We start from the raw sequence: 16885 nt of genomic DNA, 5'->3' as shown, positions 1-16885 counted from the left end.
CACCACGATCCACTCCGATGCTCATACAGGCCGCCTGCGGCGTGAATGCCAGTCTCAGCACCGCTGTCCCATTCGCCTCATCGCCCACGGCCTTTACAAGCGTGCAGCTGTGGTATAAGCTGATTCTTTGCGCTGGAATCCGTCGACCCCAGATTTTCACGAGACCTTGTTTAAATGGTTTGGAAAAACCGAATTGACAAGGTCGTTTAGTGCTATCGCGGCCGGTTAGGCGAGGTTCCTATAGCAGACCGAAATGCTCAAAGTTAGCGGCGGCTCGGGGCTAGGCCTTGGTGTGTGTCCCACTTTTAACACACTGAAGCACATCCCTGTAGTTGTCGCGTGAGGTGCTGGAAGGACGCATCTTGGCAGTCTCCCGCCAGACCAAGTCAGTGGCCGAAATCCCCGGAGCTCCGAAGCGATATTCATTCGCGAAAATTCAGGAGCCCATCGCGCTGCCGGGTCTACTCGACCTACAGCTCGAATCCTTTGCTTGGCTTATTGGCACGCCCGAGTGGCGCGCCCGTCAACAGGCCGAGGCACCCGAGGGTGCCCGTATTACCAGTGGTCTTGAGGACATCCTGGAAGAGTTGTCCCCGATTCAGGACTACTCCGGCAACATGTCTTTGTCGCTCTCGGAGCCACGCTTCGAGGACGTGAAGAACACCGTTGATGAGTCCAAGGATAAGGACATCAACTACTCCGCTCCGCTGTATGTGACAGCCGAGTTCATTAACAATGAAACGCAGGAGATCAAGTCCCAGACGGTCTTCATCGGCGACTTCCCGATGATGACCGACCGTGGCACGTTCATCGTCAACGGCACCGAGCGTGTCGTGGTGTCGCAGCTCGTGCGTTCTCCCGGTGTGTACTTCGATCGCACCATCGATAAATCCACCGAACGTCCGCTGCACTCGGTGAAGGTTATTCCTTCCCGTGGCGCATGGCTCGAGTTCGACGTGGATAAGCGCGATAGCGTCGGCGTGCGTATCGACCGTAAGCGTCGTCAGCCCGTCACCGTGCTGCTCAAGGCGCTTGGTTGGACCACCGAGCAGATCACGGAGCGCTTCGGTTTCTCCGAGCTGATTATGTCCACCTTGGAGAACGACACCGTCTCCAACACCGATGAGGCACTGCTGGAGATTTACCGCAAGCAGCGCCCGGGCGAGCAGCCGACCCGCGATCTCGCGCAGTCCCTGCTGGACAATAGCTTCTTCAAGCCCAAGCGTTATGACTTGGCCAAGGTGGGCCGCTACAAGGTCAACCGCAAGCTCGGTCTCACCGGTGCTGATGAGCGCACGATGACCCTCACCGAAGAGGACATCGCCACCACCATCGAGTACTTGGTGCGCCTGCACGCGGGAGAAACCTCCATGGTGTCCCCGGACGGTGTGGAGATCCCGATCGATACCGACGATATCGACCACTTCGGTAACCGTCGTCTGCGTACCGTTGGCGAGCTCATCCAGAACCAGGTCCGCGTGGGCCTGTCCCGCATGGAGCGCGTGGTCCGCGAGCGCATGACCACCCAGGACGCGGAGTCCATCACTCCGACCTCCCTGATCAACGTGCGCCCCGTGTCGGCTGCCATCCGCGAGTTCTTCGGCACCTCCCAGCTCTCGCAGTTCATGGACCAGAACAACTCTCTGTCTGGTCTGACCCACAAGCGTCGTCTCTCCGCGCTCGGCCCGGGTGGTCTGTCCCGTGAACGCGCCGGCATTGAGGTGCGCGACGTGCACCCGTCTCACTATGGCCGCATGTGCCCGATTGAGACCCCTGAGGGCCCGAACATCGGTCTGATCGGTTCGCTCTCTTGCTATGCCCGCGTGAACCACTTCGGCTTCATCGAAACCCCCTACCGCAAGGTGGAGGACGGCAAGCTCACCGACGAGATCGTCTATCTCACCGCCGATGAAGAGGATCGCGCCGCCGTGGCGCAGGCCTCTCTCCGCGTGGATGAGGATGGCACGATTCTCGACTCCCGCATCGAGGTGCGCGTGAAGGACGGCGACATTGAGGTCGTGGGTCCTGAGGGCGTGGACTACATGGATATCTCCCCGCGCCAGATGGTGTCGGTGGCGACCGCCATGATTCCCTTCCTCGAGCACGACGACGCCAACCGTGCCCTCATGGGTGCGAACATGCAGCGTCAGGCTGTGCCGCTGGTACGTTCCGAGTCCGCCTATGTGGGCACCGGTATGGAGCTGCGCGCCGCCTATGACGCCGGCGACTTGGTGATCAACAACAAGGCCGGCGTGGTCGAGAACGTCTGCGCCGACTTCATCACCGTGATGGCTGATGACGGCACCCGCGAGACCTACATGCTGCGCAAGTTCGAGCGCACCAACCAGGGCACCTGCTACAACCAGCGCCCCTTGGTGAACCTCGGGCAGCGTGTGGAAGAGGGGGAAGTTCTGGCTGATGGCCCTGGTACCCACGAGGGCGAAATGGCCCTGGGTCGCAACCTGCTGGTTGCGTTCATGCCGTGGGAAGGCCACAACTACGAGGACGCCATCATCCTCAACCAGCGCCTGGTGGAAGAGGACGTTTTGACCTCGATCCACATCGAGGAGCACGAGATCGATGCCCGCGACACCAAGCTCGGTGCCGAGGAGATCACTCGCGAGATCCCGAACGTCTCTGAGGATGTGCTCAAGGACCTCGACGAGCGCGGTATTGTGCGTATCGGCGCCGATGTCCGCGACGGCGACATCCTGGTGGGCAAGGTCACCCCGAAGGGTGAAACCGAGCTGACTCCGGAGGAGCGCCTGCTGCGCGCCATCTTCGGTGAGAAGGCCCGCGAGGTGCGCGACACCTCTATGAAGGTGCCGCACGGTGAAACCGGCAAGGTTATCGGCGTGCGTCGCTTCTCCCGTGAGGACGACGACGATCTCTCCCCGGGCGTGAACGAGATGATCCGCGTGTACGTGGCTCAGAAGCGCAAGATCCAGGACGGCGATAAGCTCGCCGGCCGCCACGGTAACAAGGGCGTGGTGGGCAAGATCCTGCCCGCCGAGGACATGCCCTTCATGGCTGATGGCACCCCAGTGGACATCATCCTGAACACTCACGGTGTGCCCCGTCGTATGAACATTGGTCAGGTGCTCGAGGTGCACTTGGGTTGGCTGGCCGCCGCTGGTTGGAAGATCGACCCCGAGGACGAGAAGAACGCCCAGCTGCTCAAGACTCTCCCCGAGGAGCTGTACGACGTTCCCGCCAACTCGCTCACCGCGACCCCAGTGTTCGACGGCGCCTCCAACGAGGAACTGGCTGGTCTGCTGGCCAACTCGCGTCCGAACCGCGATGGCGATGTGCTCATCGACGGCGACGGCAAAGCTCGACTCTTCGATGGTCGTTCCGGCGAGCCCTTCCAGCACCCGATCTCGGTCGGCTACATGTACATGCTGAAGCTGCACCACTTGGTGGATGAGAAGATCCACGCCCGCTCCACCGGCCCGTACTCCATGATCACCCAGCAGCCGCTGGGCGGTAAGGCACAGTTCGGTGGCCAGCGCTTCGGTGAGATGGAGGTGTGGGCTATGCAGGCCTATGGCGCCGCCTACACCCTGCAGGAGCTGCTCACCATCAAGTCCGATGACGTGGTGGGTCGTGTGAAGGTCTACGAGGCGATCGTCAAGGGCGATAACATCCCCGATCCTGGCATCCCCGAGTCCTTCAAGGTGCTGCTCAAGGAGCTGCAGTCGCTGTGCCTGAACGTGGAGGTTCTCTCCGCCGATGGCACTCCGATGGAGCTGGGCACTACCGACGATGATGAGTTCGATCAGGCCGGTGCCTCCCTGGGCATCAACCTTTCTCGCGACGAGCGCTCGGACGACATCGCCTAAAAATACGGTGCTTTCTTTCCCACCAGCTCCGGTGCGGCCGCAGGCCACGCCGCGAGCTCGGGGAATAAGCGCAAGAAACTGACACTTCAAGTTCTTTACAAAAACTACGACACCCCACCACCGCGTGGGGGAAAGGGAGTTTGCGTGCTCGACGTCAACTTCTTCGACGAGCTCCGTATTGGTCTGGCCACCGCCGACGATATCCGTCGTTGGTCCAAAGGCGAGGTCAAGAAGCCGGAGACCATTAACTACCGCACCCTCAAGCCGGAAAAGGACGGCCTCTTCTGTGAGCGTATCTTCGGTCCTACCCGCGACTGGGAGTGCGCCTGCGGCAAGTACAAGCGCGTCCGCTACAAGGGCATCATCTGTGAGCGCTGCGGCGTTGAGGTGACCAAGTCCAAGGTGCGCCGCGAGCGTATGGGCCACATTGAGCTGGCCGCGCCCGTGACCCACATCTGGTACTTCAAGGGCGTTCCCTCTCGCTTGGGCTACCTTCTGGACCTTGCTCCGAAGGACCTGGAGCGCATTATTTACTTCGCTGCCAACATCATCACCTCGGTGGACGATGAGGCCCGCCACGCCGACCTGACCACTCTGGAAGCTGAGATGCTGCTGGAGAAGAAGGACGTGGAGGCCGATGCCGAGTCTGAAATCGCTGAGCGCGCTCAGAAGATGGAAGAGGACCTCGCGGAGCTGGAAGAGGCCGGTGCGAAAGCCGATGCCCGCCGCAAGGTGCAGAATGCTGCCGAGAAGGAAATGCAGCACATCCGCGAGAAGGCCGAGCGTGAGATCGATCGTCTCGACGAGATCTGGCAGACCTTCACCAAGCTGGCCCCGAAGCAGATGATCATCGACGAGACCATCTACGAAGAGCTCGTCGACCGCTACGAGGATTACTTCACCGGTGGTATGGGCGCCGAGGCCATTCAGACCCTCGTGCGTAACTTCGACCTCGACGCCGAGGCCGAGAGCCTCCGCGAGATCATCAATAACGGCAAGGGCCAGAAGAAGATGCGTGCCCTCAAGCGCCTGAAGGTGGTTGCCGCCTTCCAGCGCTCGGGTAACGATCCGGCCGGCATGGTGCTCGACTGCATCCCGGTGATCCCGCCGGAGCTGCGCCCGATGGTGCAGCTCGACGGTGGCCGCTTCGCCACCTCGGACCTCAACGACCTCTACCGTCGTGTGATCAACCGCAATAACCGACTCAAGCGCATGATCGACCTCGGCGCGCCCGAGATCATCGTGAACAACGAGAAGCGCATGTTGCAGGAGTCCGTGGACGCGCTCTTCGACAACGGCCGTCGTGGCCGTCCCGTCACCGGCCCGGGTAACCGTCCGCTGAAGTCTCTGTCTGACCTGCTCAAGGGCAAGCAGGGCCGCTTCCGTCAGAACCTGCTGGGTAAGCGCGTGGACTACTCCGGTCGTTCCGTGATTATCGTCGGTCCGCAGCTGAAGCTGCACGAGTGTGGTCTGCCGAAGCTCATGGCCTTGGAGCTGTTCAAGCCCTTCGTGATGAAGCGTCTGGTGGAGCACGACTACGCTCAGAACATCAAGTCCGCGAAGCGCATGGTGGAGCGCCAGCGCCCCGAGGTGTGGGACGTGCTGGAAGAGGCCATCTCCGAGCACCCGGTGATGCTCAACCGTGCCCCCACCCTGCACCGCCTGGGTATTCAGGCCTTCGAGCCGGTGCTCGTCGAGGGTAAGGCTATTCAGCTGCACCCGCTGGCCTGTGAGGCCTTCAACGCCGACTTCGACGGTGACCAGATGGCCGTGCACCTGCCGCTGTCCGCCGAGGCTCAGGCCGAGGCCCGCATCCTGATGCTCGCCTCGAATAACATCCTGTCCCCGGCCTCCGGTAAGCCGCTGGCCATGCCGCGTCTGGACATGGTGACCGGCCTGTACTACCTGACCCTAGAGAAGACCCCGGATCAGCTCGGCGGCGAAGGCGCCTACAGCGCTGCCACCGAGGATGGTCCCGAGCAGGGCGTGTACTCCTCCTACGCGGAGGCCATCATGGCCCGCGACCGTGGGGTGTTGGGCCTGCAGGCCCCGATCAAGGTGCGCATCTCGCACCTGCGCCCGACCGCTGAGATCGAGGCGGAGCAGTTCCCCGATGGCTGGCAGCCCGGCCAGGTGTGGACCGCCCACACCACGCTCGGACGCATCATGTTCAACGAGCTGCTGCCGTGGAACTACCCGTACCTTGAAGGCATCATGGTGCGTAAGGGTGGCGGCCAGGACAAGATCATGCTCGGCGATGTGATTAACGATCTCGCCGCCAAGTACCCCATGATCACCGTGGCCCAGACCATGGACAAGATGAAGGATGCTGGTTTCTACTGGGCAACCCGCTCCGGTGTGACCATCACCATGTCCGACGTGCTGGTGCTTCCGAACAAGCACGAGATTCTCGAGCGCTACGAGGCCTCGGCCCGAGAGATCGAGAAAAAGTACTGGGAGAAGGGTGCTCTCACCCCGCGTGAGCGCTATGACCGCCTGGTGGAGCTGTGGAAGGACGCCACCGACACCGTGGGGCAGGCCGTGGAGGACCTCTACCCGGACGAGAACCCGATTCCGATGATCGTGAAGTCGGGCGCCGCCGGTAACATGCGTCAGATCTGGACCCTAGCCGGTATGAAGGGCATGGTTGTGAACTCGAAGGGTGACTACATCACCCGCCCGATCAAGACCTCCTTCCGTGAGGGCCTGTCGGTGCTCGAGTACTTCAACAACTCCCACGGTTCCCGTAAGGGCCTGGCCGATACCGCTCTGCGTACCGCCGACTCGGGTTACCTGACCCGTCGTCTGGTGGACGTCGCCCAGGATGTGATTGTGCGCGAGGACGACTGCGAGACCCGCCAAGGCATTCGCGTGGCCATCTCCGAGCCGGTCACCGATGCCTCCGGCGAGATCACCGGCTACACCCCGGATCCGCTCAATGAGACCAGTGTGTACGGCCGCGTGCTCGCCGCCGATGCCACCACCGACGAGGGCGAGGTTGTGCTGCCCGCCGGTACCTACATCGGCGAAGAGGAAGTCACTACCCTCATCGCTGGCGGGATCCAGGTCATCAAGCTGCGTTCGGTGCTCACCTGTGAAACCCCGGCCGGCGTCTGCGCCAAGTGCTATGGCAAGTCCATGGCCACCGGTAAGCAGGTGGAGATCGGCGAGGCCGTCGGTATTATCGCCGCCCAGTCGATTGGTGAGCCCGGTACCCAGCTGACCATGCGTACCTTCCACCAGGGTGGTGTCGGTGGCGACATCACCGGCGGTCTGCCCCGTGTGCAGGAGCTCTTCGAGGCCCGTGTGCCGAAGAACCGCGCTCCGATCGCCTCGGTGGCTGGTTCCGTCAAGCTGGAAGACACCGGTAACTTCTACACCCTCACCATCGTGCCGGACGACGGCTCCGATGATGTGGTCTACGAGAAGCTCTCCAAGCGTCAGGGCCTGGCCCAGGTGCGCGTACCCATGGAGTCCAACCCGCAGTCCACCATCGAGCGCACCCTGCGCGAAGGCGACCGAGTGGAAGTGGGCCAGCGCCTGCTCCGCGGCCCGGCCGATCCGCACGATGTGCTCGAGCACCTCGGCCGACGCGGCGTCGAAAAGCACCTTATTGATGAGGTGCAGGCGGTGTACCGCACCCAGGGTGTGGCGATCCACGATAAGCACATCGAGATCATCATCCGCCAGATGCTGCGCCGCGGCACCGTGATCGAGTCCGGCTCCACCGAGTTCCTTCCCGGTACCTTGGTGGACCTCTCCGAGGCGAAGGCTGCCAACCTCGAGGCCCGCAAGTCGGGTGGCGAGGCCGCACAGCTCCGCAGCGAGATCATGGGTATCACCAAGGCCTCGCTGGCTACCGAGTCGTGGCTGTCCGCCGCGTCCTTCCAGGAGACCACCCGTGTGCTCACCGATGCCGCTATTAACAAGCGCTCGGACAAGCTCATTGGCCTCAAGGAGAACGTGATCATCGGTAAGCTGATCCCGGCCGGCACCGGTATTTCGCGCTACCGCAACATTGCGGTCAAGCCCACCGAAGCCGCCAGCAGCCCGGCGTACTCGATCTCGCCCTTCGGCGATGCGATCTACGATCCGGACGGAAGCTACCAGGAGTTCACCGGCGCCAATGTGCCGCTGGAGGATACGAACTACCACGCCTAGTTCGGCCCTCGGTCTGCATTAGTACACAGCCCTTCTACCCTTCATCATCCGCCACAGAATTCGGCGGGGAGCGGCTCCTCAAAGTGGGAGAGGAGCCCTCCCATAACCGCTGAATACACGAGCGGCGAAGAACGGGTAGGAGGGCTGTTCTGTGTGTCACGGTGCCTACGGTCTAAGCTAATGCCGAACCTCGGAGCACACAGACAAGGTGAGATATGAGAATTTTATGGCCGTTGCGCGGCGGAATAGCGGTGATCGCGGCGTGCACCCTCGCCGGCTGCACCATCGGTATGGACTCCGATAGCCCCGTCACAGAGTCCAGTTCTTCGAACCCACGGCCCTCCTCAACCACCCGCGCCGGGGTCCCGCGCATCGATCATGCGGCGCTTGACGACGCCGTCTCGCAGCTAGAGAAACGCTATGGCCCCTTGGGTATCGCCGTCGATGGCGAGGTGCATGGCAGCCTCACCACGGGAGCAGCATGGTCCACCTCCAAGGTGGCCATCGCCATTGCCGCCGAGCGCGTCGGTGTGGCTGATCCCAGTGTGGTGGAGGCCGCCATCGCGGCCTCGGACAATGCCGCGGCAGAGATTCTGTGGAATGCCATCGGCGGTGGGGAAGAAGCGGCCCTCGCGGCCAATGAGGTGCTGCGCGATGGCGGCGATACCGAGACCGATTACAACGCCTTCCACCAAGGCCAATTCACTCCATATGGCCAAACCGAGTGGGCGTTGAAGGATCAGGTGCGTTTCGGTGCCAGCCTGCCCACCCTCGAAGGGGCAGAAACCATCTACGAAGCCATGGGTGATAGTGCTGAGCACCAGCCCTATGGGCTTGCCGTCCTGCCCGAACCGCGTTTCAAGGGCGGCTGGGGCCCCGATGATGCTGGGCGCTATCTCGTGCGCCAATTCGGGATCGTGCTGGGGCCCGATAACCGAGACCTACCGATCGCCATCATGGCCGAGCCCAAGGATGGCAGCTATGAATCCGGGCAAGAGGCGCTCACGGCGCTTGCTCGCAAGCTCAAGGATAGCGCGCGCACCTCGAGCTAAGCCGCGGAATTACTTCTGGATGGGAAGTGGAGCTCAGTGATTCTGCAGGTGGGGCTCTTGATTGTGGGATGGGTGTGAACTATACTTGCCCAAGCTTGAAAAAGATTTTTTGGGCGGCTTGCCATCACAGTGCCTGTGTGCTGCAAGAACCACCCCTGACACACCACCCAGTAGGCCAGCGAGAGCGGCTGACTGGGTTTGCCGTGTCTTGATTATTGGTTCTTTCATCGCCGGGTTGCGGTGGCAAGGAAAAATAAAGAGAACACCCGAAGACTGCGTAGAGGGCACAGTGGGCGTAAGCCCGCAGTGTTCACTGAGGGACTGCTAGGCGGACGCCTCCTGCGGCCGCCGGTGATGTCCTTGTGGAGTAGCTCCAGCACCATAGCCTCACCATGGGAATCCAGGTAGCTGTCTATTCGACGCGCTAGTCAGATACAGAAAGAAGTTCATGCCAACTATTCAGCAGCTGGTCCGCAAGGGCCGACATGATAAGACCGCAAAGGTGAAGACCGCGGCTCTTAAGGGCTCTCCGCAGCGCCGTGGCGTGTGCACCCGCGTGTACACCGTCACCCCGAAGAAGCCGAACTCCGCGCTCCGTAAGGTCGCCCGTGTGCGTCTGACCTCCGGTATCGAGGTGTCCGCCTACATTCCGGGCGAGGGCCACAACCTGCAGGAGCACTCCATGGTGCTCGTGCGTGGTGGTCGTGTGAAGGACCTCCCCGGTGTTCGTTACAAGATCGTGCGCGGCGCACTTGACACCCAGGGTGTGAAGGACCGCAAGCAGGCACGTTCCCGCTACGGTGCGAAGAAGGAGAAGTAAAACATGCGTAAGGGCAAGGCACCTGTACGTCCTGTAGTTAAGGACCCGATTTACAACTCCGAGCTCGTCACCCAGCTGATCAACAAGGTTCTGCTGGACGGCAAGAAGTCCACCGCTGAGCGCATCGTCTACAGCGCTCTCGAGATCTGCAAGGAAAAGACCGGCACCGATCCGGTGGGCACCTTGGAGAAGGCTGTTGGAAACATCAAGCCCGACCTCGAAGTTCGTTCCCGCCGCGTGGGTGGCGCCACCTACCAGGTTCCGGTCGAGGTTCGTCCCGGCCGTGCAACCACTCTCGCACTCCGCTGGATGGTGACCTTCACCCGTCAGCGCCGCGAGCACACCATGGTTGATCGTCTCGCTAATGAGATCCTCGATGCCGCAAACGGCCTCGGTGCTTCCGTGAAGCGCCGCGAGGACACCCACAAGATGGCTGAAGCTAACCGCGCATTCGCCCACTACCGCTGGTAGTGTCATTTTTCGTGTCCTGCTTGATGGGCGCCCCACTGGGAGATGCTTTGCATCTCACTGGTGGAGGCGAGCCCGAACAGCACGGGCGATGAGCCGCCATAGAGATGGCGTCGACTAGCTAACGGGCGATACGCTCGCGCGGATAGCTGAGAATGAGACAACTGTATCCACTCAGGGCGCCATTTGGCGGCCTACACCAACCAACAATTGGGGATTTACTGTGGCACAAGAAGTGCTTAAGGATCTAAAGAAGGTCCGCAATATCGGCATCATGGCCCACATCGATGCCGGTAAGACCACCACCACCGAACGTATTCTGTTCTACACCGGTATTAACCGTAAGGTCGGTGAGACCCACGACGGTGCCTCCACCACCGACTGGATGGAGCAGGAGAAGGAACGCGGCATTACCATTACCTCCGCAGCAGTGACCTGCTTCTGGGAGGGTAACCAGATCAACATCATCGACACCCCGGGTCACGTTGACTTCACCGTTGAGGTGGAGCGCTCCCTGCGCGTGCTCGATGGCGCTGTTGCTGTCTTCGACGGCAAGGAAGGCGTTGAGCCGCAGTCCGAGCAGGTGTGGCGTCAGGCTGCAAAGTATGACGTCCCGCGTATCTGCTTCGTGAACAAGATGGACAAGATGGGCGCGGACTTCTACTTCACCGTCCAGACCATCGTGGACCGCCTGAACGCGAAGCCGCTCGTTATGCAGCTCCCGATCGGTGCTGAGGACGACTTCGACGGCGTTGTCGACCTGCTCGAGATGAAGGCCCTCACTTGGCGTGGCAAGACCGATATCGGTACCGAAGCCACCGTCGAGGAGATCCCGGCCGATCTGCAGGAGAAGGCCGAGGAGTACCGCGAGAAGCTGCTCGAGGCCGTGGCTGAGTCCGACGAAGAGCTCATGGAGAAGTACTTCGGCGGCGAAGAGCTGACCATGGACGAGATCAAGGGCGCCATCCGCAAGATGACCGTCAACTCCGAGATCTACCCCGTGTACTGCGGTACCGCCTACCGCAATAAGGGTGTCCAGCCGCTGCTCGACGCTGTTGTGGACTTCCTGCCGAACCCGCTCGACGTGGGCGAGGTCGTGGGCCACAAGGTGGGCGAGGAAGAGGTCAAGCTGACCCGCAAGCCCTCCGACGACGCCCCGCTGTCCGCTCTTGCCTTCAAGATCGCAGCGCACCCGTTCTTCGGTAAGCTCACCTTCATCCGCGTGTACTCCGGTACCGCTGAGCCGGGCGAGCAGGTCCTGAACTCCACCAAGGACCGCAAGGAGCGCGTGGGCAAGATGTTCCAGATGCACGCCAACAAGGAGAACCCTGTTGAGAAGGCACACGCTGGTAACATCTACGCCTTCATTGGCCTGAAGGAGACCACCACTGGTGACACTCTCTGTAACGCCAATGACCCGATCATCCTCGAGTCCATGGACTTCCCGGATCCCGTGATCCAGGTGGCCATCGAGCCGAAGTCCAAGGCCGACCAGGAGAAGCTGGGTACCGCTATCCAGAAGCTGGCCGAAGAGGACCCGACCTTCACCGTGAACCTGGACGAGGAGTCCGGCCAGACCGTCATCGGCGGTATGGGCGAGCTGCACCTCGACGTTCTGGTTGACCGCATGAAGCGCGAGTTCAAGGTTGAGGCCAACGTGGGTGCCCCGCAGGTGGCGTACCGCGAGACCATCCGCAAGCCCGTGGAGAAGCTCGAGTACACCCACAAGAAGCAGACCGGTGGTTCCGGTCAGTTCGCGAAGGTCATCATCTCCATCGAGCCCTACGCACCCGATGCAGAGGAGCTCGAAGAGGGCGAGTCCGCAACCTACGCATTCGACAACCAAGTCACTGGTGGCCGCATCCCGAAGGAGTACATCCCCTCCGTGGACGCCGGTATCCAGGACGCTATGCAGTACGGCTTCCTCGCTGGCTTCCCGCTGGTGAACATCAAGGCCACCCTGCTCGACGGCCAGTACCACGAGGTTGACTCCTCTGAGATGGCCTTCAAGCTCGCCGGTTCCCAGGCGCTGAAGGAAGCTGTTGCCAAGGCAAAGCCGGCACTGCTCGAGCCGCTGATGGCCGTCGAGGTCATCACCCCCGAGGAGTACATGGGCGAGGTTATTGGCGATATCAACTCCCGCCGTGGCCAGGTTCAGTCCATGGACGACCGCTCCGGCGCGAAGGTTGTCAAGGCCCTCGTTCCGCTGTCTCAGATGTTCGGTTACGTCGGTGACCTGCGTTCGAAGACTCAGGGTCGTGCTAACTACACGATGATCTTCGATTCCTACGCAGAGGTTCCCACCAACGTGGCGCAGGACATCATCGCCGAGCGCACCGGCGCCTAAGCTCCGGCCGTGCCCTGGTTTCCAGCGAGGTTTTTGCCAGACCTAGCCGGGAACTGCGGGTAACGGCCCGCTGAGCGGGCACACTCTCCATGAGAGAGACCCGTTGAGCAGGCCGTTACCTGCGTTGGCCCGCACGCACCCATATCCTTATCCATCAGGGACGAAGGACGATGGTGGCGATGGGCCGGAATGGAAGTGAGGATGGTTTGAAATCTGCCATCACCACACCTATTATCATGTAACTGGCAATAAATGACCCGCTATATCTTCCTAAGTGAGATGCAACCGCATTGAGCCTAAGGGGAAATAGCAAACAACTTGTGGCTGCGAGAGTCGTAGCCACCGCGAAGTCCAGGAGGACACAGAAGTGGCAAAGGCTAAGTTCGAGCGTAACAAGCCGCACGTAAACATCGGTACTATCGGTCACGTCGACCACGGTAAGACCACCACCACCGCAGCTATCACCAAGGTTCTGGCAGAGAAGTTCCCGGACCTGAACGAGGCTTCCGCTTTCGAGGCGATTGACAACGCCCCCGAGGAGCGCGAGCGCGGTATTACCATTAACGTTTCTCACGTTGAGTACGAGACCGAGAAGCGCCACTACGCACACGTGGACGCCCCGGGCCACGCCGACTACATCAAGAACATGATTACCGGCGCTGCTCAGATGGACGGCGCAATCCTCGTGGTTGCCGCTACCGACGGCCCCATGCCGCAGACCCGTGAGCACGTGCTGCTCGCTCGCCAGGTTGGCGTGCCCTCCATCCTCGTTGCACTGAACAAGTGCGACATGGTGGATGACGAGGAAATCGTCGAGCTCGTCGAGATGGAGGTCCGCGAGCTGCTGGCCGACCAGGAGTACGACGAGGAAGCTCCGATCGTTCACATCTCCGCTCTGAAGGCTCTCGAGGGCGACCAGAAGTGGGTTGACTCCGTTGCTGAGCTCATGCAGGCTTGCGATGACTTCATCCCGGATCCGGTCCGCGAGACCGACAAGCCCTTCTTGATGCCGATCGAGGACATCTTCACCATCACCGGCCGCGGCACCGTGGTTACCGGTCGTGTGGAGCGCGGCAAGCTCGAGGTCAACGACGAGGTCGAGATCCTGGGTATCCGCGAGAAGTCCCAGAAGACCACCGTCACCGGTATCGAGATGTTCCGCAAGATGATGGACTACACCGAGGCTGGCGACAACTGTGGTCTGCTTCTGCGTGGTACCAAGCGCGAGGACGTCGAGCGTGGCCAGATTGTGGCCAAGCCGGGCGCCTACACCCCCCACACCCAGTTCGAGGGTTCCGTCTACGTCCTGTCCAAGGACGAGGGCGGCCGCCACACCCCGTTCTTCGACAACTACCGTCCGCAGTTCTACTTCCGCACCACCGACGTTACCGGTGTCGTGAAGCTTCCCGACGGTGTCGAGATGGTTATGCCTGGCGACAACGTTGACATGTCCGTCGAGCTGATCCAGCCCGTCGCCATGGACGAGGGTCTGCGCTTCGCTATCCGTGAGGGTGGCCGCACCGTGGGCGCTGGTCGCGTTACCAAGATCATCAAGTAATGATCTTCACGTCCTAGCCAGCACTTAGCTGCTCGCTAGAGCGAACTCATCCCCCTAGGTTCTCCTAGGGGGATTTTTCATGCCCGTCTGCCGCCGCTCGCGCAAGTGCAGCCCAGCGAAAGCTCCGCCTGCCCCGCTCACCACCCTGTGGTACGCTGTCAGTTTGGCCGCGGCTAAAGGGATAGCCAAGCAAGCCCATGCAGCCGCCACGGGGTACCTCAACGCCGCTGAGCGGCTACTGGCGGTTCCGCAAGGTCACCACGAGAGAGAAATACGCGGAGTGTGTGGCCTACCCGGACATGTGGAGCGGACCGGACGAGGCCCACCCCATCGGGCTACCCAGCGCAGAGAGGCAGCCTCACTGCGTGCACTGTGACGCTAGGGGAGTGCGCACCGAACGTGCGGGCCGCCGCGGCTGCGGTGTGCGGGGCAGAGACGCAGCAGCGCCCCTGCTCGCCGTAGCGAGAGGGGCGCTGCTGGTCCAATGAGCTGTCGAGGAACCCCAATGGCTCCTAGACGGTGCTATTGGTGGAGATGCGGCGCTGATTCGGCAACATCTCCAGGATGTAGCGAATCGCGATCTTGGTTTCCGGCAGGGCCTCGTCGAGGCTGTGGCGGATGGAGTCGAGCTCCGGGAGGAGGCCGCTGTGTAGCGAGGCCGGCTTCGCCAGAATCGTGAACTGCATGGTGGGCTCGGAGCGATCGACGTACACCTTGGTGCGGACGCGCTCCACGCCGTCGATGGTCTCGATGGAGTCTGCGGCGGCATCGGCGAGGTCAGCGACCTCGACACTAATGCGCCCGTGCAGATCCTCGGTACCGCCGAGTCCCGTGCCGGCAGCCTCCACCGAATCCCGGGAGGCGGTGCCTCGGGAGAAACGATGGGTGCGCAGGTTGGCGATGATCAGCGGCAATCCGATGAGGACGGCCACGGCGATGGTTACGGCTAGACCGATGATCCAGCCGCTGCCCTCCACGGCGTCGGGCCAATTGGGGATGTCAAGCCATGCGAAGATGTCTTGGGCCCACTGGGCGTCGAAAAGCGTACCAATAAACGGGGCAGCGAAGGCGCCGAGGAGCAGAGCTACGAGGAACACCACGAGACGGTCAATAAAAGAAAGGCGGGTAGTCATCTAGCTTTCCTTTCCGTCGTTGTGAGTGGTGATCTTCAGCTTCATGGACGAGGAGAGTGCATGAACGTGCTTCTCCTCTTCCGCGCGCAACTTGTCCAGCATGGCTTCGTCGGCGAAGTCAGTCTGTACCTGCACGCCCGCCTTCTTCTTCCGCACAGTGCTCTCCGCGGCGCGCACCCCAGGAATGCTGAGGGCGGTGGCGGTGAGCAGGCGGGCGAAGTCCACGCGACGAATATGCAGGGTGGTATCACCGTAGCTGTATTCGAGGTGCGTGGTGGAGCGCGGTTTGAATGCGATAAACAGCAGGATCAGGGCAAGCGCGGCGCACGCCCCGGCGACTGCAAACATCCACGTGGCCCACTGATCGACATCGCGCAGATAATTCAGCACGGGTTCGATCCAGCTGCTCTGGTTGGTATCGGAGAGCAGGACCCAAAGTTCCCGGCCGGCGATAGCGCCGGCGGCGACGAGGAGCAGGCCGATGAAGATCGCTACTCCGCGGGCTGCGGGTTGTGCTTTCATCGTGCGGACCTCCTCTTCTGGGGTGTGGGCTGGTAGACCGCACTGGGATTAACCACAGGACGGATGGTGGGTTTTTGCGGGTTACGACGTGGCTCGATGAGACGCGGACGCTTCGGCGCGCTCGGGCGGAAAGGCTCGATCGGCTTCGGCGCACGCACCTCCACCACGGGCACGCGGCGGGCCCGCACTGGGGTGAGTGCTGGGCGCTCCGGGGCGCTGGGGTGGTAGGGCTCGGTCGGCTGCGGGCGCTGCGCCGGACGCACGGGCACCGTGTTCACTCGCACGGGAGTGATTTCGGGGCGCGGGCGGACACGGGGCGAGTGCGGGGTGGCGCGTTTCGGCGCCTGCACCGGCACCGCCGTGATGCTCTTGGGAGCTTGCACCACGATCGGCTCTTGGCGCTGCGGCGCGCGTACCGGACGTGGTTCGGCGCTGCGATTGACCTTAATGGGCTGAAGCGGGGAACGCTCAGCTACCTCGATTTCAGCGAGCGCAGCACTCTGCTTATCGACGCTCACCTCGCGGCCTTTTACGCCGGGGTAATAGTCAGCGGTGGTGATGGCGGTGAGCTGCTCGGGGCGGCGATTCACCAGCTCCACGGGGGTGGGGATGGGATCGTAGTGGCGTAGCTCCTCGAGAGAGAGTCGCTGTTCGCCACGGACCACGGTGCCAACAACCACGGAGACTGATTCACACTCGTAGTCGAGATAGGTCTTCACCGCGCCGGCGATAGCGCGGCGGGCCATCTCTGCCACAGAGGTCACTGGGGCAGGGAAGGAGCAGGCGATGAAGGCCTCCACAGAGACGGTGCGGTACTCGTTGTCCACGAGGGCGTCGATACGCGGGAAGCTGCGGCGGCCAAGCCGCTCGAGCTTCACTGTGCCGGGGACAGCGTTCAGCGCTTCGAGGATGATCGTGCGAGTGACGCGTTCGTCGATGCTGGTGCGGCCGCGGCCATCAGTAGTACTGGGGGCCGTCACGT

General features: G+C 61.9%; 10 protein-coding genes. 7 read left to right on the top strand and 3 right to left on the bottom strand.

Annotation, left to right across the window (positions count from 1 at the left end; genetic code table 11):
• The first annotated feature begins 344 nt into the window (after window positions 1-344).
• From GBB11_RS04320 to tuf, 7 genes are all read left to right on the top strand, one after another.
• A complete protein-coding gene (locus GBB11_RS04320) occupies window positions 345-3842 on the top strand; it encodes a DNA-directed RNA polymerase subunit beta (protein ID WP_192795902.1) in 3498 nt (1165 codons plus the stop codon).
• Between the two features lie 144 nt (window positions 3843-3986).
• Window positions 3987-8003 carry a DNA-directed RNA polymerase subunit beta' gene (locus tag GBB11_RS04315; protein ID WP_151549456.1) on the top strand — a complete coding sequence of 1339 codons (4017 nt, stop codon included), beginning with the start codon at window positions 3987-3989 and terminating at the stop codon, window positions 8001-8003.
• Between the two features lie 215 nt (window positions 8004-8218).
• The gene (locus GBB11_RS04310) at window positions 8219-9055 is read left to right on the top strand and encodes a hypothetical protein (protein ID WP_151549457.1); all 837 of its coding nucleotides are present in this window, start codon (window positions 8219-8221) and stop codon (window positions 9053-9055) included.
• A 448-nt stretch (window positions 9056-9503) separates the two neighbouring features.
• Window positions 9504-9875, top strand: coding sequence for a 30S ribosomal protein S12 (gene rpsL / locus GBB11_RS04305; protein WP_151528973.1), 372 nt, complete (start codon window positions 9504-9506; stop codon window positions 9873-9875).
• A 3-nt stretch (window positions 9876-9878) separates the two neighbouring features.
• Window positions 9879-10346, top strand: a complete 468-nt coding sequence (rpsG, locus tag GBB11_RS04300) for a 30S ribosomal protein S7 (RefSeq protein WP_151528972.1) — start codon at window positions 9879-9881, stop codon at window positions 10344-10346.
• A 220-nt stretch (window positions 10347-10566) separates the two neighbouring features.
• Window positions 10567-12690, top strand: coding sequence for an elongation factor G (fusA, locus tag GBB11_RS04295; RefSeq protein ID WP_151528971.1), 2124 nt, complete (start codon window positions 10567-10569; stop codon window positions 12688-12690).
• Between the two features lie 367 nt (window positions 12691-13057).
• Window positions 13058-14248, top strand: a complete 1191-nt coding sequence (gene tuf / locus GBB11_RS04290; protein ID WP_151549458.1) for an elongation factor Tu — start codon at window positions 13058-13060, stop codon at window positions 14246-14248.
• Window positions 14249-14760: 512 nt separating this feature from the next.
• On the opposite strand, the gene GBB11_RS04285 is transcribed toward tuf, so the two are convergent.
• The 3 genes from GBB11_RS04285 to GBB11_RS04275 are packed head-to-tail and all read right to left on the bottom strand — an operon-like array spanning window position 14761 to window position 16883.
• Window positions 14761-15381: a hypothetical protein gene (locus tag GBB11_RS04285; RefSeq protein WP_151549459.1), complete on the bottom strand. Its 621-nt coding sequence runs from the start codon at window positions 15379-15381 to the stop codon at window positions 14761-14763.
• A complete protein-coding gene (locus GBB11_RS04280) occupies window positions 15382-15903 on the bottom strand; it encodes a DUF6286 domain-containing protein (RefSeq protein ID WP_151549460.1) in 522 nt (173 codons plus the stop codon).
• On the bottom strand, window positions 15900-16883 hold the full coding sequence (locus GBB11_RS04275) for a hypothetical protein (RefSeq protein ID WP_151549461.1): 984 nt from the start codon (window positions 16881-16883) through the stop codon (window positions 15900-15902). The genes GBB11_RS04280 and GBB11_RS04275 overlap by 4 nt, the downstream gene beginning before the upstream one ends.
• Window positions 16884-16885 lie beyond the last annotated feature (2 nt).

It is taken from the genome of Corynebacterium sp. 74A (assembly GCF_008930665.1).
GTDB classification, from domain to species: Bacteria; Actinomycetota; Actinomycetes; order Mycobacteriales; family Mycobacteriaceae; genus Corynebacterium; species Corynebacterium megadyptis.
The sequence above is the reverse complement of the archived record's forward strand: the minus strand, read 5'-3'. Positions and strand labels throughout refer to the sequence as shown.

Excerpts from the sequence above, each read along its gene's own strand:
- GBB11_RS04280 (WP_151549460.1), bottom strand. The coding sequence starts at position 15,903 with ATGAAAGCACAACCCGCAGCCCGCGGAGTAGCGATCTTCATCGGCCTG.
- GBB11_RS04310 (WP_151549457.1), top strand. The coding sequence starts at position 8,219 with ATGAGAATTTTATGGCCGTTGCGCGGCGGAATAGCGGTGATCGCGGCG.
- rpsG (WP_151528972.1), top strand. The coding sequence starts at position 9,879 with ATGCGTAAGGGCAAGGCACCTGTACGTCCTGTAGTTAAGGACCCGATT.
- rpsL (WP_151528973.1), top strand. The coding sequence starts at position 9,504 with ATGCCAACTATTCAGCAGCTGGTCCGCAAGGGCCGACATGATAAGACC.
- GBB11_RS04285 (WP_151549459.1), bottom strand. The coding sequence starts at position 15,381 with ATGACTACCCGCCTTTCTTTTATTGACCGTCTCGTGGTGTTCCTCGTA.